The 23306-nt window shown below is 60.2% G+C and carries 23 protein-coding genes; 14 read left to right on the top strand and 9 right to left on the bottom strand.

Annotated elements, in window-relative coordinates; genetic code table 11:
• The first annotated feature begins 17 nt into the window (after positions 1–17).
• From atpA to BLQ55_RS22240, 9 genes are all read left to right on the top strand, one after another.
• Positions 18–1562 (top strand): F0F1 ATP synthase subunit alpha, encoded by a 1545-nt coding sequence (atpA, locus tag BLQ55_RS22200; RefSeq protein ID WP_024777788.1) that lies wholly within the window; start codon positions 18–20, stop codon positions 1560–1562.
• Between the two features lie 50 nt (positions 1563–1612).
• Entirely contained in the window at positions 1613–2473 is an 861-nt protein-coding gene (gene atpG, locus BLQ55_RS22205; protein WP_072343713.1) for a F0F1 ATP synthase subunit gamma, read from the top strand.
• Positions 2474–2500: 27 nt separating this feature from the next.
• Positions 2501–3877, top strand: a complete 1377-nt coding sequence (gene atpD, locus BLQ55_RS22210) for a F0F1 ATP synthase subunit beta (protein ID WP_003187186.1) — start codon at positions 2501–2503, stop codon at positions 3875–3877.
• A 45-nt stretch (positions 3878–3922) separates the two neighbouring features.
• Positions 3923–4348, top strand: coding sequence for a F0F1 ATP synthase subunit epsilon (locus tag BLQ55_RS22215; RefSeq protein WP_072407653.1), 426 nt, complete (start codon positions 3923–3925; stop codon positions 4346–4348).
• Positions 4349–4462: 114 nt separating this feature from the next.
• Positions 4463–5830 carry a bifunctional UDP-N-acetylglucosamine diphosphorylase/glucosamine-1-phosphate N-acetyltransferase GlmU gene (glmU, locus tag BLQ55_RS22220; RefSeq protein ID WP_092200204.1) on the top strand — a complete coding sequence of 456 codons (1368 nt, stop codon included), beginning with the start codon at positions 4463–4465 and terminating at the stop codon, positions 5828–5830.
• A 207-nt stretch (positions 5831–6037) separates the two neighbouring features.
• Positions 6038–6814 carry a DeoR/GlpR family DNA-binding transcription regulator gene (locus tag BLQ55_RS22225; protein ID WP_060739917.1) on the top strand — a complete coding sequence of 259 codons (777 nt, stop codon included), beginning with the start codon at positions 6038–6040 and terminating at the stop codon, positions 6812–6814.
• Position 6815: 1 nt separating this feature from the next.
• Positions 6816–8648, top strand: a complete 1833-nt coding sequence (gene glmS / locus BLQ55_RS22230; protein WP_092200207.1) for a glutamine--fructose-6-phosphate transaminase (isomerizing) — start codon at positions 6816–6818, stop codon at positions 8646–8648.
• A 330-nt stretch (positions 8649–8978) separates the two neighbouring features.
• The gene (locus tag BLQ55_RS22235; protein ID WP_092200210.1) at positions 8979–9437 is read left to right on the top strand and encodes a helix-turn-helix domain-containing protein; all 459 of its coding nucleotides are present in this window, start codon (positions 8979–8981) and stop codon (positions 9435–9437) included.
• On the top strand, positions 9430–10686 hold the full coding sequence (locus BLQ55_RS22240; RefSeq protein WP_092257061.1) for a type II toxin-antitoxin system HipA family toxin: 1257 nt from the start codon (positions 9430–9432) through the stop codon (positions 10684–10686). The genes BLQ55_RS22235 and BLQ55_RS22240 overlap by 8 nt, the downstream gene beginning before the upstream one ends.
• A 377-nt stretch (positions 10687–11063) precedes the next feature.
• On the opposite strand, the gene BLQ55_RS22245 is transcribed toward BLQ55_RS22240, so the two are convergent.
• The 7 genes from BLQ55_RS22245 to BLQ55_RS22270 form a co-directional block, all read right to left on the bottom strand.
• The gene (locus BLQ55_RS22245; protein ID WP_170847581.1) at positions 11064–11492 is read right to left on the bottom strand and encodes a periplasmic heavy metal sensor; all 429 of its coding nucleotides are present in this window, start codon (positions 11490–11492) and stop codon (positions 11064–11066) included.
• Positions 11489–11782, bottom strand: coding sequence for a hypothetical protein (locus tag BLQ55_RS32235; RefSeq protein ID WP_170847582.1), 294 nt, complete (start codon positions 11780–11782; stop codon positions 11489–11491). Before BLQ55_RS32235 ends, BLQ55_RS22245 begins: the two co-directional genes overlap by 4 nt.
• Positions 11779–12354 carry a sigma-70 family RNA polymerase sigma factor gene (locus tag BLQ55_RS22250; protein ID WP_092257064.1) on the bottom strand — a complete coding sequence of 192 codons (576 nt, stop codon included), beginning with the start codon at positions 12352–12354 and terminating at the stop codon, positions 11779–11781. Before BLQ55_RS22250 ends, BLQ55_RS32235 begins: the two co-directional genes overlap by 4 nt.
• A 15-nt stretch (positions 12355–12369) precedes the next feature.
• Positions 12370–12924, bottom strand: coding sequence for a hypothetical protein (locus BLQ55_RS22255; RefSeq protein WP_092257067.1), 555 nt, complete (start codon positions 12922–12924; stop codon positions 12370–12372).
• 196 nt (positions 12925–13120) lie between these two features.
• Positions 13121–14035, bottom strand: coding sequence for an alpha/beta hydrolase (locus BLQ55_RS22260; protein WP_218130118.1), 915 nt, complete (start codon positions 14033–14035; stop codon positions 13121–13123).
• A 93-nt stretch (positions 14036–14128) separates the two neighbouring features.
• A complete protein-coding gene (locus tag BLQ55_RS22265; RefSeq protein WP_092257070.1) occupies positions 14129–14836 on the bottom strand; it encodes an NUDIX hydrolase in 708 nt (235 codons plus the stop codon).
• Complete coding sequence (locus BLQ55_RS22270) at positions 14826–15383, bottom strand: adenylyltransferase/cytidyltransferase family protein (RefSeq protein ID WP_092257073.1); 558 nt, start codon at positions 15381–15383, stop codon at positions 14826–14828. The genes BLQ55_RS22265 and BLQ55_RS22270 overlap by 11 nt, the downstream gene beginning before the upstream one ends.
• A 180-nt stretch (positions 15384–15563) precedes the next feature.
• Here BLQ55_RS22270 and BLQ55_RS22275 point away from each other — a divergent pair, with 180 nt between their 5' ends.
• Genes BLQ55_RS22275 through nudK form a run of 4 tightly spaced genes read left to right on the top strand, consistent with a single transcriptional unit; the run spans position 15564 to position 18924 of the window.
• Complete coding sequence (locus BLQ55_RS22275) at positions 15564–16211, top strand: nicotinamidase (RefSeq protein WP_092257076.1); 648 nt, start codon at positions 15564–15566, stop codon at positions 16209–16211.
• 9 nt (positions 16212–16220) lie between these two features.
• Complete coding sequence (gene pncB, locus BLQ55_RS22280; RefSeq protein WP_092257079.1) at positions 16221–17450, top strand: nicotinate phosphoribosyltransferase; 1230 nt, start codon at positions 16221–16223, stop codon at positions 17448–17450.
• Between the two features lies 1 nt (position 17451).
• Positions 17452–18285: an ammonia-dependent NAD(+) synthetase gene (nadE, locus tag BLQ55_RS22285; RefSeq protein WP_092257082.1), complete on the top strand. Its 834-nt coding sequence runs from the start codon at positions 17452–17454 to the stop codon at positions 18283–18285.
• A 42-nt stretch (positions 18286–18327) separates the two neighbouring features.
• Positions 18328–18924, top strand: coding sequence for a GDP-mannose pyrophosphatase NudK (gene nudK / locus BLQ55_RS22290; protein ID WP_092257085.1), 597 nt, complete (start codon positions 18328–18330; stop codon positions 18922–18924).
• Here nudK and ftrA read toward each other — a convergent pair.
• Positions 18881–19906, bottom strand: a complete 1026-nt coding sequence (gene ftrA, locus BLQ55_RS22295; RefSeq protein WP_092257089.1) for a transcriptional regulator FtrA — start codon at positions 19904–19906, stop codon at positions 18881–18883. The genes nudK and ftrA overlap by 44 nt on opposite strands.
• Before the next feature lie 131 nt (positions 19907–20037).
• Here ftrA and BLQ55_RS22300 point away from each other — a divergent pair, with 131 nt between their 5' ends.
• Positions 20038–21027: an aspartate-semialdehyde dehydrogenase gene (locus BLQ55_RS22300; RefSeq protein WP_092257092.1), complete on the top strand. Its 990-nt coding sequence runs from the start codon at positions 20038–20040 to the stop codon at positions 21025–21027.
• A 53-nt stretch (positions 21028–21080) separates the two neighbouring features.
• On the opposite strand, the gene BLQ55_RS22305 is transcribed toward BLQ55_RS22300, so the two are convergent.
• Entirely contained in the window at positions 21081–23294 is a 2214-nt protein-coding gene (locus BLQ55_RS22305) for an LTA synthase family protein (protein WP_256326639.1), read from the bottom strand.
• Positions 23295–23306 lie beyond the last annotated feature (12 nt).

Raw genomic sequence — 23306 nt, forward strand, 5'->3', positions numbered from 1 at the left:
GAAGGGGCAGCAGAGCAATGCAGCAACTCAATCCTTCCGAAATAAGTGAAATTATCAAGGGCCGCATCGAAAAGCTCGATGTGACCTCCCAAGCCCGTAACGAAGGCACTGTCGTCAGCGTATCTGACGGCATCGTGCGGATTCACGGTCTGGCCGACGTCATGTACGGCGAGATGATCGAGTTTCCGGGCGGCGTCTACGGTATGGCCCTCAACCTGGAGCAAGACTCTGTAGGTGCCGTGGTACTGGGCGCATACACGACGCTGGCTGAAGGCATGAGCGCCAAGTGCACCGGCCGCATCCTCGAAGTTCCGGTAGGCAAGGAACTGCTGGGTCGCGTTGTCGACGCACTGGGTAACCCTGTTGACGGCAAAGGTCCGCTGAACAACACCGAGACCGACGCGGTCGAGAAAGTTGCTCCAGGCGTGATCTGGCGTAAGTCGGTAGACCAGCCTGTACAGACTGGCTACAAGGCTGTCGATGCCATGATCCCTGTCGGCCGTGGCCAGCGTGAGCTGATCATCGGCGACCGTCAGATCGGTAAGACCGCTCTGGCGATCGACGCGATCATCAACCAGAAAAACAGCGGCATCTTCTGCGTCTACGTGGCCATCGGTCAGAAGCAATCGACCATCGCCAACGTGGTTCGCAAGCTGGAAGAGAACGGTGCACTGGCTAACACCATCATCGTTGCCGCCAGTGCTTCCGAATCGGCCGCACTGCAGTTCCTGGCACCGTACTCCGGTTGCACCATGGGCGAATACTTCCGCGACCGCGGTGAAGACGCGCTGATCGTTTATGACGATCTGTCCAAGCAAGCAGTGGCCTACCGCCAGATTTCCCTGCTGCTGCGCCGTCCACCAGGCCGTGAAGCCTACCCAGGCGACGTGTTCTATCTCCACTCCCGTCTGCTGGAGCGCGCATCCCGCGTTTCGGAAGAGTACGTAGAGAAGTTCACCAACGGCGCAGTGACTGGCAAGACCGGTTCCCTGACCGCGCTGCCGATCATCGAAACCCAGGCTGGCGACGTTTCCGCGTTCGTTCCGACCAACGTGATTTCCATCACCGACGGTCAGATCTTCCTGGAATCGGCCATGTTCAACTCGGGCATCCGTCCTGCTGTGAACGCCGGTGTTTCGGTATCCCGTGTGGGTGGTGCCGCTCAGACCAAGATCATCAAGAAGCTGTCCGGTGGTATCCGTACCGCCCTGGCCCAGTACCGTGAACTGGCGGCATTCGCCCAGTTCGCTTCTGACCTGGACGAAGCGACCCGTAAGCAACTTGAGCATGGTCAGCGCGTTACCGAGCTGATGAAGCAGAAGCAATACGCACCAATGTCGATCGCTGACATGGCGCTGTCGCTGTATGCCGCTGAGCGTGGGTTCCTGACTGACATTGAAATCGCCAAGATCGGCAGCTTCGAACAAGCGCTGATCGCTTTCTTCAACCGCGATCACGCCGATTTGATGGCCAAGATCAACGTTAAAGGTGACTTCAATGACGAAATCGACGCTGGCCTCAAGGCCGGTATCGAGAAGTTCAAGGCCACCCAAACCTGGTAAGCCGCAGCGGGAGCCGCAAGGCTCCCGCTTGCTAACCTGATAGGTGTTACATGGCAGGCGCAAAAGAGATTCGCAGTAAGATTGCGAGCATCAAAAGCACGCAAAAGATTACCAGCGCCATGGAAAAAGTGGCGGTCAGCAAAATGCGCAAGGCACAAATGCGCATGGCTGCTAGCCGTCCTTATGCGGAGCGCATCCGCCAGGTGATTGGTCATCTGGCCAACGCCAACCCGGAATACCGCCACCCGTTCATGATCGAACGCGCCGTCAAGCGCGTCGGTTACGTTGTGGTGAGCAGTGACCGTGGTCTGTGCGGTGGCTTGAACACCAACCTGTTCAAGGCCCTGGTCAAGGACATGGCGGTAAACCGCGAACAAGGCGTCGAGATCGATCTGTGCGTGGTCGGTAGCAAGGGTGCGGCTTTCTTCCGCAACTTCGGCGGTAACGTCGTCGCTGCTATCAGCCACCTGGGTGAAGAACCGTCGATCAACGACCTGATCGGCAGCGTCAAGGTGATGCTGGATGCTTACCTGGAAGGCCGGATCGACCGCCTGTCCGTGGTATCCAACAAGTTCATCAACACCATGACGCAACAGCCGACCGTGGAGCAGTTGATTCCACTGGTGGCGACCCCGGAACAGGAACTCAAGCACCACTGGGACTATCTCTACGAACCGGATGCCAAGGAGCTGCTCGACGGCTTGATGGTCCGCTACGTGGAGTCGCAGGTCTACCAGGCGGTGGTCGAGAACAACGCAGCTGAACAAGCGGCGCGGATGATCGCGATGAAGAACGCTACCGACAACGCCGGTGATTTGATCAGCGATTTGCAGCTGATCTACAACAAGGCGCGTCAGGCTGCGATCACCCAAGAGATCTCGGAAATCGTCGGCGGCGCTGCCGCGGTTTAACGGTTCAAATATTCAGAGGATCCAGCTATGAGTAGCGGACGTATCGTTCAAATCATCGGCGCCGTTATCGACGTGGAATTCCCACGCGACAGCGTACCGAGCATCTACGACGCCTTGAAGGTTCAAGGCGCCGAAACCACCCTGGAAGTTCAGCAGCAGCTGGGCGACGGCGTGGTTCGTACCATTGCGATGGGCTCCACCGAGGGCTTGAAGCGCGGTCTGGACGTCAACAACACTGGCGCAGCCATCTCCGTACCGGTCGGTAAAGCGACCCTGGGCCGGATCATGGACGTACTGGGCAACCCGATCGACGAAGCTGGCCCGATCGACACCGAAGAACGCTGGGGCATTCACCGTCCTGCGCCAACCTTCGCTGAACAGGCTGGTGGCAACGAACTGCTGGAAACCGGCATCAAGGTTATCGACCTGGTTTGCCCGTTCGCCAAGGGCGGTAAAGTCGGTCTGTTCGGTGGTGCCGGTGTAGGCAAGACCGTAAACATGATGGAACTGATCCGTAACATCGCCATCGAGCACAGCGGTTATTCCGTGTTCGCCGGTGTGGGTGAGCGTACTCGTGAGGGTAACGACTTCTACCACGAGATGAAGGATTCCAACGTTCTGGACAAAGTGGCACTGGTCTACGGCCAGATGAACGAGCCGCCGGGAAACCGTCTGCGCGTAGCCCTGACCGGCCTGACCATGGCCGAGAAGTTCCGTGACGAAGGTAACGACGTTCTGTTGTTCGTCGACAACATCTACCGTTACACCCTGGCCGGTACCGAAGTATCCGCACTGCTGGGCCGTATGCCTTCGGCAGTAGGTTACCAGCCGACCCTGGCTGAAGAGATGGGCGTGCTGCAAGAGCGCATCACTTCCACCAAGCAAGGCTCGATCACCTCGATCCAAGCGGTATACGTACCAGCGGACGACTTGACCGACCCGTCGCCAGCGACCACCTTCGCCCACTTGGACGCCACCGTCGTTCTGTCCCGTGACATCGCTTCCCTGGGTATCTACCCAGCGGTAGATCCACTGGACTCGACTTCGCGCCAACTGGACCCGAACGTGATCGGCCAGGAGCACTACGACACCGCTCGCGGCGTCCAGTACGTGCTGCAGCGTTACAAGGAACTGAAGGACATCATCGCGATCCTGGGTATGGACGAGCTGTCGGAAGCCGACAAGCAGTTGGTAAACCGTGCTCGTAAGATCCAGCGCTTCTTGTCGCAGCCGTTCTTCGTGGCTGAAGTCTTCACCGGTGCCTCGGGTAAATACGTTTCCCTGAAAGACACCATTGCTGGCTTCAAAGGCATCCTCAACGGTGACTACGACCACCTGCCAGAACAAGCGTTCTACATGGTCGGCGGCATCGAAGAAGCGATCGAGAAAGCCAAGAAACTGTAATCCCGGCGCCCGGCAACGGGCGCTAATTTAGGTTGAGGCAATCAGATGGCTATGACAGTCCATTGCGATATCGTCAGTGCGGAAGGGGAAATCTTCTCCGGTCTGGTCGAGTTTGTGGTTGCGCACGGTGAGCTGGGTGATCTTGGTATCGCCCTGGGTCACGCACCGCTGATCACCAGCTTGAAGCCAGGTCCGATTACTCTGACCAAGCAGGGCGGGGAAAGGGAGGTGTTCTACATCTCCGGTGGTTTCCTCGAGGTTCAGCCGAACATGGTCAAGGTCCTTGCCGACACTGTGCAACGTGCTGCCGACCTGGACGAAGCCTCCGCTCAGGAAGCCGTCAAGGCTGCCGAGAAGGCTCTGAACGAAAAAGGCGCAGACTTCGACTACGGTTCTGCTGCCGCACGTCTGGCCGAGGCCGCAGCCCAGCTGCGTACCGTCCAGCAGATCCGCAAGAAGTTCGGCGGCTAAGCCGTCTGCTTCCTGTGCGATTGATTAAAAAGGGTAGCCTCGGCTACCCTTTTTTCTTTTCCCCTATTCATTACCTGGTCGCAGCCGCTGACCACCCAGGATTGGTAGCCAGTCATGTCTCTTGAAATCGTTATCCTCGCGGCCGGCCAAGGCACCCGCATGCGTTCGGCGTTGCCCAAGGTCTTGCACCCGGTCGCCGGCAATTCCATGCTCGGTCATGTTATCCACAGCGCGCGGCAACTTGATCCACAGCGCATTCACGTGGTCATCGGCCACGGTGCCGATGCGGTACGCGAACGCCTGGCGGCGGATGACCTGAATTTCGTACTGCAGGACAAACAACTGGGTACTGGTCATGCCGTGGCCCAGGCCGTGCCGTTCATCACGGCCAATACGGTGCTGATTCTCTACGGCGATGTGCCGCTGATCGAAGTCGAGACCTTGCAGCGCCTGCTCACGCACGTCGCCCCACAGCAACTGGGCCTGCTGACTGTCGAGCTGGATGACCCCACCGGTTACGGCCGCATTGTGCGCAACGCCGACGGCCAGGTGACGGCGATTGTCGAGCAAAAGGACGCCAGCGAAGCCCAGCGCGCGATCACCGAGGGCAACACCGGGATCCTGGCTGTGCCGGCCGAGCGCCTGGGCGACTGGATGAGTCGTCTGTCGAACAACAATGCCCAGGGCGAGTACTACCTGACCGATGTGATTGCCATGGCGGTCGCTGACGGGCTGGTGGTGGCTACCGAGCAACCGCTGGACGCCATGGAAGTGCAGGGCGCCAACGATCGTCGGCAACTGGCCGAGCTGGAGCGCCACTATCAATTGCGCGCCGCCCGCCGCCTGATGGCCCAGGGCGTGACCTTGCGCGATCCGTCCCGTTTCGATGTGCGCGGTGAAGTCAGCGTGGGTCGCGACGTGGTCATCGATATCAACGTCATCCTCGAAGGCAAGGTCGTCATCGAAGACGACGTGATCATCGGCCCGAACTGCGTGATCAAGGACAGCACCCTGCGCAAAGGCGTGGTGATCAAGGCCAACAGCCATCTCGAGGGCGCGGTCATGGGCGAAGGCAGCGACGCCGGCCCGTTCGCGCGGTTGCGCCCAGGCTCCGTGCTGGAAGCCCGTGCCCATGTGGGTAACTTCGTCGAACTCAAGAACGCTCATTTGGGCGAAGACGCCAAGGCTGGCCACCTGACCTACCTGGGTGACGCTGAAGTCGGCGCCCGCACCAACATTGGCGCCGGCACCATCACCTGCAACTACGATGGCGCCAACAAGTGGAAAACCGTAATGGGTGACGATGTCTTCATCGGCTCCAACAACTCCTTGGTGGCGCCTGTGGATATCTCCAGCGGTGCGACCACGGCGGCCGGTTCGACCCTGACCCAGAATGTGGATAACGGCCAATTGGCGGTGGCGCGCGCGCGCCAACGCAACATCGACGGTTGGAAGCGGCCGGAAAAAATCAAGAAACCCTAAAGTTATCCACAACCCCTGTGGGAGCGGGCTAGCTCGCGATAGCGGTGTATCAGGTAAAGCTGTATTGCCCGGTCTGACCCCTTCGCGAGCAAGCTCGCTCCCACAGTGATGAGAGGATTTCTGAATTTTTCTCCAGGCGCCTTGACGATGCCGCTGCAATAGGTTTTGATTGCTTACGTTATCTTTCGAATCGAAACTTAAGCCGCCATGTCGAAACGCAATACGCCACAGCGCCGCCACAACATCCTTGCTTTGCTCCAAGAGCAGGGCGAGGTCAGTGTGGATGAGCTGGCCAAGCGCTTCGAAACCTCTGAGGTTACGATTCGCAAGGATCTCGCCGCCCTGGAAACCAACGGCCTGCTGCTGCGTCGCTACGGTGGCGCGGTGCCGATGCCGCAGGAGTTGGTGGCCGATAACGGACAAACCGTCTCCAAGTACAAACTCGCCATTGCCCGGGCCGCGGTGAAGCGGATCCGCGAACACGCGCGCATCATCATCGACAGCGGCAGCACCACCGCCGCCATGATCCCTCAACTCGGCCAACAGCCAGGCCTGGTGGTGATGACCAATTCCCTGCATGTCGCCAACGCCTTGAGCGAACTGGAGCACGAGCCGGTGCTGTTGATGACCGGCGGCACCTGGGACCCTCACTCCGAGTCGTTCCAGGGCCAGGTGGCCGAGCAGGTTCTGCGTTCGTACGACTTCGACCAGTTGTTCATCGGCGCCGACGGCATCGATCTGGTTCGAGGTACCACCACCTTCAACGAACTGCTGGGCTTGAGCCGCGTGATGGCTGAGGTTGCCCGGGAAGTGATCGTGATGGTGGAGGCCGACAAGATCGGCCGCAAGATCCCCAACCTGGAGCTGCCGTGGAGCAGCGTCCATACCCTCATTACCGATGATCGCCTGCCCGTAGAGGCCCGCGATCAGATTCAGGCCCGCGGCATCACCGTGATCTGCGCGCCTGTCAGCCAGGAGAAATAGCATGTGTGGAATTGTCGGCGCCGTTGCTGAACGCAACATCACAGCAATCTTGCTCGAAGGCCTCAAGCGCCTGGAATACCGCGGCTACGACAGCGCCGGTGTGGCGGTGTTCACCAACGACGAGAAGCTCGAGCGCATGCGTCGTCCGGGCAAGGTCAGCGAGCTGGAACAGGCGCTGGACGCCGAACCGCTGCTCGGTCGCCTGGGTATCGCCCACACCCGTTGGGCCACTCATGGCGCGCCGTGCGAGCGTAACGCCCACCCGCATTTCTCCGGCGATCTGGCGGTGGTGCACAACGGCATCATCGAAAACCACGAAGCCCTGCGTGAACAGCTCAAGGCGCTCGGTTATGTGTTCACTTCCGACACCGACACTGAAGTCATCGCCCATCTGCTCAACCACAAGCTCAAGGACCTGGTGGACCTGACCGTGGCCCTCAAGGCCACCGTCAAGGAACTGCACGGTGCTTATGGCCTGGCGGTCATCAGCGCGAAACAACCTGATCGCCTGGTCGCGGCCCGCAGCGGCAGCCCATTGGTGATCGGCCTGGGCCTGGGGGAAAACTTCCTGGCTTCCGATCAGTTGGCGCTGCGTCAGGTCACCGACCGCTTCATGTACCTGGAAGAAGGCGATATCGCCGAGATTCGCCGCGATAGCGTGCAAATCTGGAACATCGACGGCAAAGCCGTGGAGCGCGAGACCGTTCAGTACCGCGACGGTGCCGAAGCCGCCGACAAGGGCGAGTTCCGCCACTTCATGCTCAAGGAAATCCACGAACAACCGGCCGTGGTGCAGCGCACCCTGGAAGGCCGCATGAGCCAGAGCCAGGTGCTGGTCCAGGCGTTCGGTCCACAGGCGGCCGAACTGTTCGCCAAGGTGCGTAACGTGCAAATCGTCGCCTGTGGCACCAGCTATCACGCCGGGATGGTCGCCCGTTACTGGCTCGAAGAACTGGCCGGTATTCCGTGCCAGGTCGAAGTGGCCAGTGAGTTCCGTTACCGCAAGGTGGTGGTGCAGCCGGACACCTTGTTCGTCACCATTTCCCAGTCCGGGGAAACCGCCGACACCCTGGCGGCCCTGCGCAACGCCAAGGAATTGGGTTTCCTCGCCAGCCTGGCGATCTGCAACGTCGGCATCAGCTCGCTGGTGCGCGAGTCCGACCTGACCCTGCTGACCCAGGCCGGCCGTGAGATCGGCGTGGCGTCGACCAAGGCGTTCACCACGCAACTGGTGGGCTTGTTGCTGCTGACCCTGTCCCTGGGCCAGGTCCGCGGCACGCTGGGCGAGGGCGTCGAGGCCAAACTGGTGGAAGAACTGCGCCGCCTGCCGGCCCGCCTGGGCGAAGCCCTGGCGATGGACAGCACCGTGGAAAAAATCGCCGAGCTGTTCGCCGAGAAAAACCACACCCTGTTCCTCGGGCGCGGCGCGCAATTCCCGGTGGCGATGGAAGGGGCCTTGAAGCTCAAGGAGATCTCCTACATCCACGCCGAGGCCTACCCGGCCGGTGAACTCAAGCACGGTCCGCTGGCGCTTGTGGATAACGACATGCCGGTGGTCACCGTGGCGCCGAACAACGAGCTGCTGGAAAAGCTCAAGTCCAACCTGCAGGAAGTGCGCGCCCGTGGCGGCCAGTTGATTGTCTTTGCAGACGAACAAGCCGGCATGACCAACGGTGAAGGTACCCACGTGGTGCACATGCCGCACATCCACGACATCCTGTCGCCGATCCTCTATACCATCCCGTTGCAACTGCTGTCGTACTACGTCGCGGTGCTCAAGGGGACGGATGTGGACCAGCCGCGTAACTTGGCGAAGTCTGTGACGGTGGAGTGAGTCGTCTCCAAGAGCCAGGCTTCTTGGTGATCCTAGGTAATGAATCTGGTCGGGTTTAGCACTGCTAAACCCGTCATTCGTCCAGCCGCATCGGTCCCTACACATGGCTGACACCTTGATGGTCTCAACCCTTCACTGAACAGCTGAAGAGAAAACCGACCTGACATCTGCGCTGATCCTTTGAGAGACCAAAATTTGGCTTGAAGGTATTTTTTGATTTTCTTTGAGGATTTGAAAAAATACTTTCACATTTTCTCGTTAGGGGCAGATACCAACCCTCTATGTGCTAGTATTTTTTCAAATCCTCAAAGAAATTGAAAAAATACTGCCATGCCGAAAAAAACAGCACCTCTTATGCCATCCGCTGAGCGGCTCCTGCGCCAGCTTGGCGAACGGATCGAGCTGGCTCGTAAGCGCCGCAAGATCACTGCGGCGCAAATGGCTGCGCGGGCGGGCATGAGCGCTCCCACGTTGAGGGCGCTGGAAAGTGGCAGTCCTGCTGTGACCATCGGGGCCTACGTTTCGGTATTGGTAGCCTTGGGGTTGGAGAAGGACCTTGAATTGCTCGCTCGTACGGATGAGTTAGGCCGTGATCTGCAAGATGCTGAATTGAAAGGGCGTTCTGCAGTCGAGCACATCAAGCCAAAAGTACGGCTGCCCCAGTTTCATTGGGACAATCTGGTCAGCGTCTCGGCAAAAGAAAACAGTTCTACCTCACCAGCCGCTGACACTCGAAGCCAGACAAGCTCTGAACTGGCTAAGAAGCTTTTAGGGGACGACGATGCCTGAAAGGATTTTCGTCTACGCAGACTGGGCTGAAACAGCACCCGTACTGCTTGGAACCCTTCATTCCCGCAGATTGGCAGGCTCCGAGCGTATGGAGTTCGAGTACGCGCGGGCTGTTCTTCAAACCCTTCACACTCAGATTGCGATCGACCCTCGGATTCAGCCTTATGAAGGGCGGCAATATCCAACGAGAAATTGCTTTGGGTGCGTATCGGACTCCTCGCCTGATCGATGGGGGCGACTGCTGATGGATCGTCGCTTGGAGCGGGATAAAAGGGCAGGAGTCGTACCGCAGGACGCACGGCTGTTTGACTCGGACTATCTCATCGGGGTTCACGACGCCTACCGGGTAGGGGGACTGCGTTTCAAAGTCGAGGAAGAAGGAGCGTTCCTTGACGACCATGTGGAGCATGCCGCTCCCCCGATGGCCCGCATGCGTGAGCTTGAAGAGGCTTCGCGTCGATTTGAAGCTGGAGAGGATCGGGGGGCTCAGGGTCAGGACTGGATTCGAATGCTCATTGCTCCAGGTGGCTCGCTGGGTGGAGCGAGGCCCAAGGCAAGTGTAGTAGATGACGATCACGCGCTCTGGATAGGAAAATTTCCCAGTAATAGAGACACCCACGACGTGGGCGGCTGGGAGATGGTCGTCAACACATTGGCCCAAGGCTGTGGGCTCTATGTGGCTGAAGGAAAAGCGCAACGGTACGCGAGTGAGTACCACTGTTTCATGGTTAAGCGCTTTGACAGAACAGCAAAGGGTGGTCGGCTGCACTTTGCTTCAGCGATGACCCTGACGGACCACCAGGATGGTGATGGGCATGAGACAGGGGCCAGTTACCTAGAGATTGCAGAGGTATTGGTCAGGGAGGGGGCCGCTGCCGACGTGGATCTTCCCGAGCTTTGGCGAAGAATTGTCTTTAACATGCTGGTTTCGAACACTGACGATCATCTACGAAACCATGGCTTCCTACTGGAGCCTGGGCGCGGCTGGCGTCTTTCGCCTGCGTATGACATGAACCCTGTCCCTGGTGACACTGGCTTGAGGCTCAACGTTTCAGAGGCCGATAACGCCATAGACCTTGATCTGGCAATGAGCGTGGCCGGTTATTTCCGCGTCTCCGCTGACGATGCCAGACAAACCATCGAGAGGTTCCAGGGCGTCGTCAGCAAATGGCCCAGGGTCGCGCGCTATCTGGGCATCCCAAGCAATGAGCAGCAGCGGATGGCGCCAGCATTTGCGCTTGCTGGCTGAAAAAGGCGCTAGGTTCTGTACGAAATTGATCTGGAAACCTGGATGATCGATTCCACGGCGGTACGCGCAACCCGGGCCTCTTCTGGTGCTGTGACAATGTTTATTTATCCTGCACACTCTGGGTGTCGATTTGGAATAAAGTTTGTCCGTGGTCTGACGTCCAGGGCTGGACGTCAAGCCCTTCAGGACACGGCATCCCCTGAGGGCAGGATCTGTTCACCTGTATCCAAATCCACTCATCGAGGTCGACGTCCAGTGTGCTCGAGCGGTTGGTAGCGTGGCGCACCTGAATTCATCTGCTCGCTGCGCTTGGCAAACTTCAATCGTTTGAGCTGTGCAATCTTGTGAGTCAGTTTCTCGATGACCGCAGCACATTCCTACGGTCCCTCACGCATAAATTGCCGTCTCTGTTCGGGCGGCAATGTTTCCGCTATGTCCAACAACATCACCTGGGCTGCCGTTTGCAGTTGCACGGTGGCTTCGCGTTGTTTGGCGAAGCTGGTTTGTACCTGTTGCCTATCAATGGTGTCGGCGCTCAGTTGGTCAAGTATGACTTGTCGATTGCTGCGTGCTTGCGCCGCCAGCTTGCGCAAGCCGGGCGCGTGTTGGCTGATAACGGCGCGAACGTCCTGACGTTGCTCGTCGGGTAAACGCAGCACCTTGCCAATCAGTTCCCTCACCGGCTGGTTCTGCCCCAGTTCGAGGAAGGGCACTGCGTTAGGGCGGCTTAGCAGCCAGCCGCCGAGAAAGGCGTTAACGCCGAGGGAAAGCAGCAGGGCGCCGCTCAGTAGCCAGGTTTTGTTCATCGCTCGTCTGTCCATAACAGGCCGCCCATGACGTGGGCAGCGATTTGCATATCGTCGTCGGTCGCAGGCGTCGCCCAGTGGCCAGCCAACACGCCCAGCGCTGCGCACAAGGCCAGGCCGGCGACTTTCACTGGCCACCCATAGCGCCATCGGTGCACGGCGCGATACCACGGCTGGCGTTGCGGCTGAGCTGTGGCGGCTTGCACGATGCGCGCGGCTAAACCATGGGGCGGGCGTGGGAGGGGTTGATTGGCCAGTTGCTGGCGCAGCTCGTCGTCGGCGTCGTTCATCGCTGTTTATCCTCGTGGCACGGGCTCAAGCCTTTGGGCAGCCAGCGCCGCAGTTGTTGGCGGGCACGCCCGAGCAGGCCCTCCAGCGCTTTAGGGTGCAGGCCCATTAATGCAGCGGCTTGTGTGTTGCTGTGTTCGTCGAAGTAGCAGAGCAGTACCGCCATGCGTTGTTTTTCCGGCAGGCGTTGCACGACTTGTTGAATCTTCGCGGCTTCACGGGCGCGCTCGACAGTAGCGGCGGTTTCGGTCTTGGGGTCGAGCAACTCGTGCAGCAGGCTGTCGATATCCTGCTCAGCGCGATGTTTATGTCGACGCAGATTGTCCAGGCAAAGGTTGACCACAATACGCTGCAACCATGTAGAGAACTGCGCCCGGCCGGGTTGCCAAATGGCGGCATGGGTCCATACCCGCGTGAACGCCTCCTGGGCAATGTCTTCGGCGTCGGTCTGCTGGGCAAAAAAACGCCGGGCAATGGCGTAGGCGCGCGGCAGGTGACGCGTCACCAACGTGGCAAATGCATGCTGGTCGCCTCTGGCAATGGCGATCATTAGCTGCTCGTCGGTGGGCGTCATGGCGTGGGCAGCGCCTTAAGGTGTGGGGGTGACGGTGATGCTGCCCGAGCGGGTATTGCCTTGGCTACCGGTTACACTGCGGTTAAGCGTGTTACTGACTTGATCGTAGCTGTAACTGGCGTCACGACTGAGGTTTTTACCTGCGGCTGTGGTCACCTCAGTTTGCCGGTTCGCCGTGCCATCGGTGCGACTGGTCTGCTGATTGAAGGTTCCCGTATTGCCGTTGGCGCCGGTATAGGTGCCGCTATTCTGGCCATCGGTTCGAGTGCCTTGCACGGTGCGCGTATCACCGTTGGCAGCGGTGGTGGAACGGTTGAACTGGCCGCTGACCGGGTCGTATTGACGGATGCTGGAGCGGGTAACGGTTTTGCCATCGGCGCCGGTAACCGTTTGCTGGCGATTTAACCCGGCACCACGCTGACCGCTGACAGTGGTTTGATAAGTACCGCTGTGGCCACGGCTGGTGGAAAAACCACCGCTGCGCTGGCGTTCAGCGGCTTCGCTGGCGGCGGTGCACAGCAAGATCAGACACAGTAGAGCGGGTACGGTGGTGAACAATGGACGGCGCATGGAAAACCTCGAGGTGCTGGGAAGGATCGAGGCTTAAACGCCGAACTGATCAAATCCCCTGCGTTTATTTTCGTTGCCTGTGCTTAACGCAAAAACGCACGGCGGCTTTGGCAAACTGGGATTGCAGGAAACCGCTGGCCATCGTTGCACCTCATTGATAGGCGCTACACGCAACGCGGCGCCAGTGCACGTGTCGCTAGCGGCCCAAGCGCTTATCCACGTCGGTATCCAGTCTCGCCATAAAGCGTTCAACCTCCTCGGTGTAGGCGCCGGGGGTGCCGAGCAGTTGGTTGATTTCCTTATGGGTCATGTCTTGCTCCAGCACGCTGACGCTGACGGTTAGCGCGGTGGCATGGGTGGCAAACAGGTGCGCCTGCTCGCAGGCTACGTCGCGTCGGGTGGAGCACACAGCGAGCATTGGCGTCGCGCCATTCGCCAGTACGTAGGATGGCGAGGTTTGTTGCCAGTAGGTGGGGTCGCTGCCGAAGGCTTCGTCGTAGAAGCGCATATGCCGCGCTTGCATGATCTTTTCCACGTCCAGTGCGGCGCTGTCCAATGCGACGGTGCCGAGCCACGGTTTGACGCCTTGGGCGGCTGCCAACGAGGGGGAGGCCGCCAGGAGCGCGACCAGATGCGCTCCAGCCGAATGGCCCATGACGATCACATGGTTAGCCGAACCGCCCCAACTTGCGGCGTTGGCTTGCGTCATTGCTAGCGCCTTTGCCACTTCCTGGGCTTGTTGCAGGGGCTTGGTGTCCGGCAGCAGCGGGTAGTTGGCGCAGACGAAGATAAACCCCTTTGCCACCCAGCGGCTGACCTTATTGGCCACCACTTGCTGGGCGGTTTTGTCGCCGGTTCGCCAGGCGCCGCCATGCACCATAAAAATGATCGGGGCATTGCTGGGCTTGCGGGGCAGGTAGACATCCAGGCGTTCTCGGGTGTTGGGGCCGTAGGGGAGATCTTTTAGTAGCCTAGCGCCGGCGGGGAGCTTCAGTGGGGCGCTGTCTTGCTGGCGTTCGGCGCGGCGCTCTTTGATGGCGTCCATCAAAGGGCCAGCGAGGGCGATTTCCGACAGCAAGAGAAGGGCGCAGACGCGAAGGATGAATGACATACAAGGCTCCGAGTGGATAGGGCAGTGCTTATACGTTGTGGTCCACTTAACACCTGCGAATAATCATCAGCATTTGCGCTGGCCCGCTAAGCCCTATTCCAGAAAACAACGATCAAAAAGGTAAACGCTGGCCGGCTTGAGGTTTTCCACCGTGCGTTGCGGGCGGCCGCCGTCGCCGCTTTTCTTGCGGCCGGTTTCCTGTAAATAACCCGCCTCGGTCATCTTCAGCAAACGCTGGCGCATGCTGGTCTTGAGCACCGGGCGGTCGAGTACCACGGAGAAAATACTCACCGCTTCCGGTGCGCTGAATTCCGGGCCCAGGAACATCAGCGGCAGGCTGCTGTAGAGGGCCTTGGACAGCAATCGCTCCTGGACGGCGGCCACCAGGCTGTTGTGGTCGAAAGGGAGTTTGATCGAGGCGTCGGCGACATCCTTGAGGGGAAAAAAACCCTGGTGTTCGGCGAGCTGGACCGCCTCGCTGACAATCGCCAGGTAGAACGTCGAGGATGACCAGCAGCGTGGGTCGCGGAACGCGTCGCCGACGGTGCCGACCTGTTCGATCCAGGCCAGCGGCAGGCCCACTTTGCTCGAGCTACGCAGGCGCTCCACGGCGTCGTTCAGCGTGAGATCTTCGACGCCACCATTGACCACGATCCCGGGTAGCGCCCAATGGCCGGCGAATGGCTCGGCTTCCCGTCGGTTCAGGAGGATTTCCAGCGCCTGGGTCTCCCGGCAGAAGCGCAGCACACAGAGGTCGATGGTGTGCAGGTAACCGCGGGCGGGGGCTGTGCTAGTGGGCATGTCGATTTCCGTGGGTAGCGTAAAGGTCATAGTTTAACGGGTTCATGCCGGGGGCCATCCAGTGGGTGGGAAGCGGCTCGCCCAAGGCCAGTCGTTCGCGAACCAAGGTGCTGCGCACGTGGATCTTTTCCTCCATGCGAAGGATGGAAAAACGCTCCAGCAGTTCCTGCCCGCGATAGAAGGTCGGCAGCTGATCCGCGACATCCTGGCCCACCACCAGCGCGATCCGCTTGCCGTCCAGAGCCAGGCTGTCGGCGAGATGGGTGAGGAGGGTGTAGCTGTAGATCGCGCCTTCAACGCCGCGGGCCACGACCTGTTCCACCCGGCTTGCACGCACTTCGGCGCGGCACAGCGGCTGAACGTTCTCGACGATCGATTCCAGCCAGTTCAGGCGCACCTCGTAGTCGACCATCTGCTTGCCGTAGGGATGCCGCAGGCTTGGGACCACCAGCACGCGCCTGGCTTGGCATGAGGCCTCGATCATCACCTGGGCATGACCGGCGTGAGGGGGATTGAAGGCGCCGCCATAAAGGGCTATCTCGAACATGGCTCATCCTCTTTTGGTACATGACATGTACTCTATCAGTAAAATCTTTTCTTTGGGAACCTGCTTCTGTCGTGCCATTTGGATTGGATAGAAAGAACGCATAAAAAATATTTTCTACGAATGCTTGTTATGAAAGTACACCTTGTGTACTCTCGTGGCCATGAAGAGGAGAAACCCAGCATGAACAGCCTGACCCGGAAAACCGCTTCCTTCGATGTCGATGCGCAAAAGAGCTTCACGCCGCTATGCCCCGATGAGCTTCCGGTGCCGGGCGGTGACCAGATTGCCGGTGAGCTGAATTTCATCGCGTCCCTGGCCAGCCTCCGTATCGGCAGCAAGGACGCCCATTCGCCCCTGGCCCCGTGGGTGGTCGCCGATCACGCACAGATGTTCGTGCCCACCGGGCTCGAGCACGCCGACATCACCTGGGTCAGCCACTGCGTCCCTGGTACCGAAGGTTTCGCCCTGCTGGATCAACTGCCGACCCCCTACGACTACGACTATTTCATCTGGAAGGGTGTCGAGCCGGATTTGCACCCGTACGGCGCCTGCTACCACGACCTGCACGGCAAGCTGTCCACCGGGGTGATCGAATACCTGAGGGGCCTGGGTGTCGAGCAGGTCATTGTCGGCGGGCTGGCGCTGGATTTCTGCGTCAAGACCACCGCTCTGCAACTGGCCGCCGCCGGCTTCAAGGTGATCGTTCACCTCCCGGCCTGCCGGGCCATCAGTGAGGAGGGCGCCCTTCAGGCCATCCAAGACATGCAGCAAGCGGGGATCTCGGTTGCCGCGACCCGCGAAGAAACCATCCGCCTGGCAAACGCATAAGGAAAAGACATGGACAGTGCATTCGATCCAAGCAGCGGCACCATCCAGAGTCTTCTGGATACCGACTACTACACCTTCACCATGATGCAGGCGGTCTTGCACCAGCACCCGAATGTCGAGGTGGAATACCAGTTCATCGTGCGTTCCAAGGAGCGGCTCGGTCACCTGATCCCGGACATTCGTGTCGAACTGGAGAAGCTCGCCGGGTTGCAGTTGCGCGAGGGGGAGCAGCGGTTTCTGTTCAACAAGCGTTTCCGTGAGTACCTGACCCCGGACTTCGAACAGTTTCTCGGCCTGTTTCGCTTCAATTTGCGCTACATCCACGTTTCGGAAGTCGATGGCCAACTGCACATCCGCGTCCGTGGGCCGATGCTGCACTGCATCATGTTCGAGCAACCGGTATTGGCGATGGTCAGCGAACTGCGCAACCGCGAGAAATACCCCGAGGTCGAGTTGGCCGACGTCACCCGCAAGCTGTACCAGAAGTTCGAATGGCTGGAGAAAAATGCCAGTCGTGAAGAACTTGCCGAGTTTCGCGTTTCAGACTTCTCCACCCGGCGGCGGCTGTCGTTCAGGGCCCAGCGTGAAGTGGTGAATGTGATGCGCAGCGATTTCCCTGGGGTCTTTGTCGGCACCAGTAACGCTCACCTGGCGTACGAGTTCGATCTGCCCCTGATCGGCACCATGGCTCACCAATGGCTGATGGTGCACCAGCAACTCGGGCGCTTGCGCGAGAGCCAGAACGCGGCGTTGGAAAATTGGGTGCGCGAATATCGCGGCCGCCTCGGTATTGCCCTGACGGACTGCATCAGCACCGACTTTTTCCTCAAGGATTTCGACCTGTACTTTGCCAAGCTCTATGACGGCCTGCGCCAGGATTCCGGTGATCCGATCGTCTGGGCCGACAAGGTGTTGGGGCGCTACCAGGAACTGGGCATCGATCCACGCACCAAGGACCTGATGTTCTCCGATGGCCTCAACTTCGAAAAGTGCCTGCCGATCCTGCGTCATGTTCGTGGCAAGGCCAAATTCGGTTTTGGCATGGGCACCAGCCTGGCTTGCGATGTCGACGGTGTCGAACCGCTGAGCATCGTCATGAAACTGGTGCGGGTCCACGGCGAACCGGTGGTGAAGTTCTCTGACGACCCGATCAAGAACGTCTGCGAGGATGCCTCGTTTCTGCGGTACGCCGCCCAAGTGTTCAACGTCGCCCTGATCAATCCACAGTTGGGAGCTTGATATGACTTCGTTTCAGCAAGAGAGCATTGCCCGGGAACTGGGCATCGACCGCCAACTCACACGGGGCGGCGAAGCAACCGAGATTGCCCGCCGCGTCGAGTTCATAAAGCAGATCGTGCGCGAGTCGGGTTGCCAGTCCCTGGTCCTGGGGATCAGTGGCGGCGTCGACTCCCTCACCGCCGGCCGCCTCTGCCAGTTGGCGGTGGAGCAACTGCGGGGTGAGGACTACGCGGCGCGGTTTATCGCCGTCCGGCTGCCATACAAGGCCCAGGCCGATGAGCAGGACGCCCAGGCTTCCCTGGATTTCATCCGGCCGGACGTGATCACCACCAGCAACATCGCCGCGTGTGTCGACGGGCTGATGGGCAGCCTCGCCATCGATGGCTTGCAGCCTTCGGCCGAACTCACCGACTTTGCCAAAGGCAACGCCAAGGCCCGGGCACGGATGCTGGCGCAATACGCCATTGCCAATCTGAGCGACGGGTTGGTGGTGGGCACCGATCATGGGGCAGAGGCGGTGATGGGGTTTTTCACCAAGTTCGGCGACGGCGCGTGCGACCTGGCACCTTTGTCTGGGCTGACGAAGACCCAGGTGAGGTTGTTGGCCGACGCGATGGGCGCCCCCGCGCACCTGGTGCGCAAGGCGCCGACCGCGGACCTGGAAGACCTGGCGCCCGGCAAGTTGGATGAAGTGGCGTATGGCTGCAGCTACGAGGAAATCGATGCGTACCTGATGGGCCAAGAGGTGTCGCCCCAGGCGCGGCAGATCATTGAACGCGCCTACCTCAAGACAGCCCACAAACGCGCGTTGCCACGCGTGCCTGCATCGTTGTAATAGAGTTCTAATGGGACCTTTGGCCTTGAACGGAGCGGGTAAATGACACAGGCAATCAGCATCAAGGATCGCGTACGCATCAAGCACGTCGAAGTCCTCTCGGACGATTGGTACGTGCTGCGAAAAACCACCTATGACTACCTCGGCCGCAACGGCCAATGGCGCGAACTGACGCGCGAGACCTATGACCGGGGCAACGGCGCCACCATCCTGCTGTACAGCAAGGCCAAGCAAACGGTGGTGTTGACCCGGCAGTTTCGCTTCCCGGCCTTCGTCAACGGGCACGATGACCTGTTGATAGAAACCTGCGCCGGCCTGTTGGACAACGACGACCCGCACACCTGTATCCGCAAGGAAACCCAGGAGGAAACCGGCTACATCATCCAGGACGTGCGCAAGGTGTTCGACGCCTTCATGAGCCCGGGCTCGGTGACTGAGCGGGTGCATTTTTTCGTCGGCGAATATTTCGACGAAGACAAGCAGCACGAAGGCGGCGGCCTTGAAGCCGAGGGCGAAGAGATCGAAGTGCTGGAACTGTCCCTCGACCAAGCCTTGGGCATGATCGAGACCGGTGAGATCTGCGACGGCAAGACCATCATGTTGTTGCAGTACGCCAAGCTGCATCGCTTGCTGGATTAGCCCAGGCTTGCTGTGGGCGGACCGCACCTCTGCCGAATCTTTCGCGATAGGCGGTGGGCGGCAAACCGACGGCGTTCCGGAACGCCGCCCGGAAACTCTCCACCGACCGATAGCCGCAGGCCTGGGCGATGCCGGCCATGCTCTGGTCGGTGCTTTCCAGCAGCTCCCGCGCCCGATTCAAGCGCTCTTGCTGCAGCCAGGTCTTGGGCGGCAGGCCGGTGGTTTCGACGAAGCGCCGCAGGAAGGTGCGCTCGCTCATGGCGACGCGGGCGGCCATGTCGCCGACGCTCAGGGGCTGATCCAGATGCTCGCGAAGCCACTGCAGGATGCGGGTCAGTTCGTTGCGTGGCGACTTGCTCACGGGAGCGACGATGAACTGGGCCTGGCCCCCGGTCCGTTGCGGCGCCATGACCAGGCGACGGGCCACGGAGTTGGCGATATGCGTGCCGAAGTCCCGGGCAATCAGGTGCAGGCAGGCGTCGATGCCCGCTGCACTGCCGGCTGAGGTGATCAATGGCCCGGAATCGACATACAACACGTTCGGGTCGACCTTGATCAGCGGGAATCGCTCGGCCAGTTCTGCGCAGAATTGCCAATGGGTGGTCGCGCTCTTGCCGTCGAGCAGCCCGGTGGCGGCCAGGGCAAATACCCCCGAGCAAATCGACAGCAGGCGTGCGCCGCGGGCGTGGGCGCGGCGCAGTGCTTGTAACAGCGCTTCAGGGGGCGCTGCATGGTGGTTGCGCCAGCCGGGGATGATGATGGTTCGCGCGCTGTCCAGTGCTTCGAGCCCCGCGTCGACGGCGATCCGAAGGCCGCCCAGCGCATGCATCGGTCCTGGATCGACGGCAACGATTTGATGGTCATACCACGCTACATTCAGCTCCGGACGAGGCAGGCCGAAGATCTCCAGGGCGATACCAAACTCGAATACGCACAGGCCTTCATAAACGAGGATCGCCACGGTTCCGGGGTGAGCGTGCATTTGGCGTGATTCCACCGTTTGTTGTCTTGCGCTGCACTGTAGCGGACGGGCCCGTCTCCCTACAATCGATCGCAGGCAATCAGGAAAACCAAGACGGTTAAGCCTTTGCAGAGGTGGATAAGGGACGCGAAATGAAGAAAGTCGCCGTGGTGGGCTGCACCGGTGCAGTGGGCATGACCATGCTGCAATTGCTTGAAAATACCGATTACAAAGTGGTCTGCATGGCCTCTGGCCGTTCGGCGGGCAAGCGTTTGAAGGTGGGTCAGGTCGAGCACCTGATCGAAGCCTTTTCGGTCGAGGGTTGCGCCTCGTGCGATATCGTCTTCCTGTGTGTCTCCGGGGCCTTCGCCCTGGAGTATGGCGAGCGTCTGGCTGAAAACGCCTACGTCATCGATAACTCCTCGGCCTTCCGTTATCACCCGGCGATTCCGCTCCTGGTACCGCCCATCAACGGTCAGCGTTACAAGGGCGAAAAACTGATCGCCAACCCCAATTGCTCCTCGGCCATTGCGCTGATGGTGCTGGGGCCGCTGCATCAGGCCTTCGGGTTGGAGAGCGCAATCATTTCCACTTATCAGGCGGCCAGCGGTGCGGGGCAGCCGGCGATGCTGGAACTGCGAGAGAAGGCCAAGTCCTTCAGTGATTATGGCGACCGCGATGACAGCGAGCACTTCGCCCATAACCTGGCCTTCAACGTGATTCCCCAGGTCGACTCGTTCGAAGCCAATGGTTACACCCGTGAAGAAATGAAAGTGGTCTGGGAATTGCGCAAGGTGCTCGATGAACCGACGTTGGCGATCAGTACGACCGCGGTCCGGGTGCCGACCTTGCGTTCCCATGCCGAGAGCCTGAGCCTGCGGTTCAACACTCCCATCCAGTCGCTGGAGCAGGTGCGCGAGCTGTTACGCAGCGCACCGGGGGTTGAAGTGGTGGATGAGCCCGAGTTCGGCGCTTATCCGATGCCCATGACGTCCACCTACAAGCATGCGGTGGAAGTCGGGCGGATTCGCTACAACCTGATCTACGGCGAGCACGGGCTGGACCTGTTCATCAGCGGCGATCAGTTACTGCGGGGGGCGGCATTGAACGCATTCGAAATCATGCAATTGATCAAGTCTTGATCAAGCCTGGGCCCGAACATTGGAACGCGCAGCCATGGCTGCGCGTTTTTTGTTCAACTGGATTGGGCCTCGCTGTCTTCCTGCATATCGTCCAGGTATTGCGGCTGGTCCGTCTGGTCCGGCAGTTCGGTCACGACGCTGAAGTCGCTGATCTCGATGGCGCCGACGCCATGGCCGAGCAGATGGAAGGAAAACGCCTTGCGCTGCTGTGGGTTGTCGAAACTGATGTTCATCACCAGCGGCTGGTCGGGTGTCACCGCCACCTCGGTCGGCAGGTCCATCGACACATCCTGCTCGAACTCCTTGGCCTTGAGGGAAATGTAGGCGGCATGGTCTGCCTCCACCGCGCGGATGGTCAGGCTGACGCGGGTCTGTGAACCCTTGGGCATTTCCAGGTATTGGGCACCGATCAGGTTATCGGTCCAGTCGTTGGTGACCTGGGCCGGCAGCGGGATTTTATCGGCGCTGCCGAACTGGTAGTGCTGGTTCAGGGGCGTGCGCATCAGGGTCTGGTCCAGGGCCGTGGCCCGGGCGCTGATCAATCGGGCGCGCTGGCCGCTGTATTGTCCGCCGTAGGTGGCGCGGTCGGCGATGAAACCTTCGCTGCTGTAGTAACGGCAATGCTGGAGGAAATCGCATTCGGTGAATGTGCCCTTGCCGTCGTGGTAGCGCAGCTTGCCGTTGGTGAACGACATGATTTCCCGGCCCGTCGGGTAGTCCCTGAACATCGAGCGACCGGACAACGACGTGGGCACCGTGAAGCCGAAGTAATCGAGGATCGAGGCGGTCAGGTCCACATGGCCGTAGGTGCCTGACTTGATCCGGGGCAACGGTTCCGGCGCCAGCGTCAGGTTGAACCCCCAGGACGAGGCCAGCCGCACATCGTCGATGCCATGGGATTCGTCCGAGGTGATGACCACCAGGGTGTTGTCGAGGATGCCCTGGCGCTCGAGGCCTGACAGGAAGTTGTCCAGCGCATCGTCCAGGTAACCCACCGCTGCCTGCTTGGCGGTGTCGTAGCGTTGCAGGTAGTCATCCGGTGCCGAGTACGGCTGGTGGGTGCCCACGGTCAGCAGGGTCAGCATCCACGGTTTGTCCGCCTGCTGCAGTTGTCCGACGTAATCCAGCGCGCCTTCGAAGAAGGTCTTGTCGTCCTTGCCCCAGGGAAACTCCAGGTAGGCAGGCCGGGTGAACCACTCCATGCCCAGGGTCGTGTCAAAGCCGATGTGCGGCATGATCCGGTCCTTGGCCATGAACCGCAGGCCCGCGCCCTGGAGGAAATGCGTGGAAAAGCCGTTCTGGCGCAACTGGGCCGGCAGGCAGGCCTGGTTGCGCTGGGTCTGGTTGAGCATTTCGACGCCTTTGGGCGTGCCGTCGTCGAGCTTGTCGTAGTCGCCACACAGCATCGCGTACAACCCACGAATGGTCTGGTGGCTGTGCAGGACGTAATCGGGAGTGTTCATGCCACGCTCGGCCCAGGCGCTGAGATTGGGCATCAGGTTTTCCTGATAGCGGCTGTTCAGGGCTTGGCGGTTGGCACTCACGTAGGCGCCGGGAATGCCTTCCAGGGCGATGACCAGAACGTTGCGCGCACGCCCCGGTTCGGCCAGCAGCCTGTTGCCATCGAGGTCCAGGCGGGTCAGCCCCGCCATGGGCGGGGCGGGGTCCACGGCGTCGCCGTCGAGCCATTGCCGGGCTTGGTCCTGCCCGGCGGCGATACCTGCGGTGACGAGTTGGTGAGGCAGGTTGAACACGTTCCATTGGTCCGCTTCACTGGGACGCCAGGCTTGCAGCGCGCCATGGCTCAGCAGGAGCAACACGGGCACGGCCCAGGCGTGGCGAGGCAAGCGTGGCGCCCGGTGTGGGCGACTGGTCCATTGGGTCATCAGCCAGAGCGCCAGCGCGGCCAACTGGACCGCGGCCAGCCACGGATGGGCGAAGCCGCCGCTGGTGGAGTTTTCAACGAACTGCGGGTCGGTCAGGTAATGAATGTCCGAAGGATTGGGCATCCGCCCCACCGCACTGACCAATTCGATGCTGGCCAGCGTCAATGCGCTCCAGGCCAGCAATACCGGCAGTACCAGCCACCAGGGGCGACGGTAAAGCAACGCGATCAGTAACCCACCGATGCCCAGGTCCGACAGATAGCCCAGCGGGTCGGACCAGCCCAGGGCGAGACGCAGGCCCATGGGAACGAGTAATACGCAGCCGATCAGGGTGATGAGGGCGGCGCGGGGGTGGGTTGAAGCGCGATAAATGATATTCACGAGAAACGGGCC

The organism is Pseudomonas sp. NFACC13-1 (assembly GCF_900104425.1).
GTDB lineage: Bacteria > Pseudomonadota > Gammaproteobacteria > Pseudomonadales > Pseudomonadaceae > Aquipseudomonas > Aquipseudomonas fluorescens_AA.

What these genes read in the sequence shown, in the direction of transcription:
- BLQ55_RS22235 (WP_092200210.1), top strand. Translation starts at nt 8,979, where the DNA reads ATGCCGAAAAAAACAGCACCTCTTATGCCATCCGCTGAGCGGCTCCTG.
- BLQ55_RS22265 (WP_092257070.1), bottom strand. Translation starts at nt 14,836, where the DNA reads ATGCCCACTAGCACAGCCCCCGCCCGCGGTTACCTGCACACCATCGAC.
- glmS (WP_092200207.1), top strand. Translation starts at nt 6,816, where the DNA reads ATGTGTGGAATTGTCGGCGCCGTTGCTGAACGCAACATCACAGCAATC.
- atpA (WP_024777788.1), top strand. Translation starts at nt 18, where the DNA reads ATGCAGCAACTCAATCCTTCCGAAATAAGTGAAATTATCAAGGGCCGC.
- BLQ55_RS22275 (WP_092257076.1), top strand. Translation starts at nt 15,564, where the DNA reads ATGAACAGCCTGACCCGGAAAACCGCTTCCTTCGATGTCGATGCGCAA.
- BLQ55_RS22260 (WP_218130118.1), bottom strand. Translation starts at nt 14,035, where the DNA reads ATGTCATTCATCCTTCGCGTCTGCGCCCTTCTCTTGCTGTCGGAAATC.
- BLQ55_RS22225 (WP_060739917.1), top strand. Translation starts at nt 6,038, where the DNA reads ATGTCGAAACGCAATACGCCACAGCGCCGCCACAACATCCTTGCTTTG.
- pncB (WP_092257079.1), top strand. Translation starts at nt 16,221, where the DNA reads ATGGACAGTGCATTCGATCCAAGCAGCGGCACCATCCAGAGTCTTCTG.
- atpD (WP_003187186.1), top strand. Translation starts at nt 2,501, where the DNA reads ATGAGTAGCGGACGTATCGTTCAAATCATCGGCGCCGTTATCGACGTG.
- BLQ55_RS32235 (WP_170847582.1), bottom strand. Translation starts at nt 11,782, where the DNA reads ATGAACGACGCCGACGACGAGCTGCGCCAGCAACTGGCCAATCAACCC.
- atpG (WP_072343713.1), top strand. Translation starts at nt 1,613, where the DNA reads ATGGCAGGCGCAAAAGAGATTCGCAGTAAGATTGCGAGCATCAAAAGC.
- BLQ55_RS22270 (WP_092257073.1), bottom strand. Translation starts at nt 15,383, where the DNA reads ATGTTCGAGATAGCCCTTTATGGCGGCGCCTTCAATCCCCCTCACGCC.
- BLQ55_RS22255 (WP_092257067.1), bottom strand. Translation starts at nt 12,924, where the DNA reads ATGCGCCGTCCATTGTTCACCACCGTACCCGCTCTACTGTGTCTGATC.
- BLQ55_RS22215 (WP_072407653.1), top strand. Translation starts at nt 3,923, where the DNA reads ATGGCTATGACAGTCCATTGCGATATCGTCAGTGCGGAAGGGGAAATC.
- nudK (WP_092257085.1), top strand. Translation starts at nt 18,328, where the DNA reads ATGACACAGGCAATCAGCATCAAGGATCGCGTACGCATCAAGCACGTC.
- BLQ55_RS22240 (WP_092257061.1), top strand. Translation starts at nt 9,430, where the DNA reads ATGCCTGAAAGGATTTTCGTCTACGCAGACTGGGCTGAAACAGCACCC.
- glmU (WP_092200204.1), top strand. Translation starts at nt 4,463, where the DNA reads ATGTCTCTTGAAATCGTTATCCTCGCGGCCGGCCAAGGCACCCGCATG.
- BLQ55_RS22250 (WP_092257064.1), bottom strand. Translation starts at nt 12,354, where the DNA reads ATGACGCCCACCGACGAGCAGCTAATGATCGCCATTGCCAGAGGCGAC.
- BLQ55_RS22300 (WP_092257092.1), top strand. Translation starts at nt 20,038, where the DNA reads ATGAAGAAAGTCGCCGTGGTGGGCTGCACCGGTGCAGTGGGCATGACC.
- ftrA (WP_092257089.1), bottom strand. Translation starts at nt 19,906, where the DNA reads ATGCACGCTCACCCCGGAACCGTGGCGATCCTCGTTTATGAAGGCCTG.
- BLQ55_RS22245 (WP_170847581.1), bottom strand. Translation starts at nt 11,492, where the DNA reads ATGAACAAAACCTGGCTACTGAGCGGCGCCCTGCTGCTTTCCCTCGGC.
- nadE (WP_092257082.1), top strand. Translation starts at nt 17,452, where the DNA reads ATGACTTCGTTTCAGCAAGAGAGCATTGCCCGGGAACTGGGCATCGAC.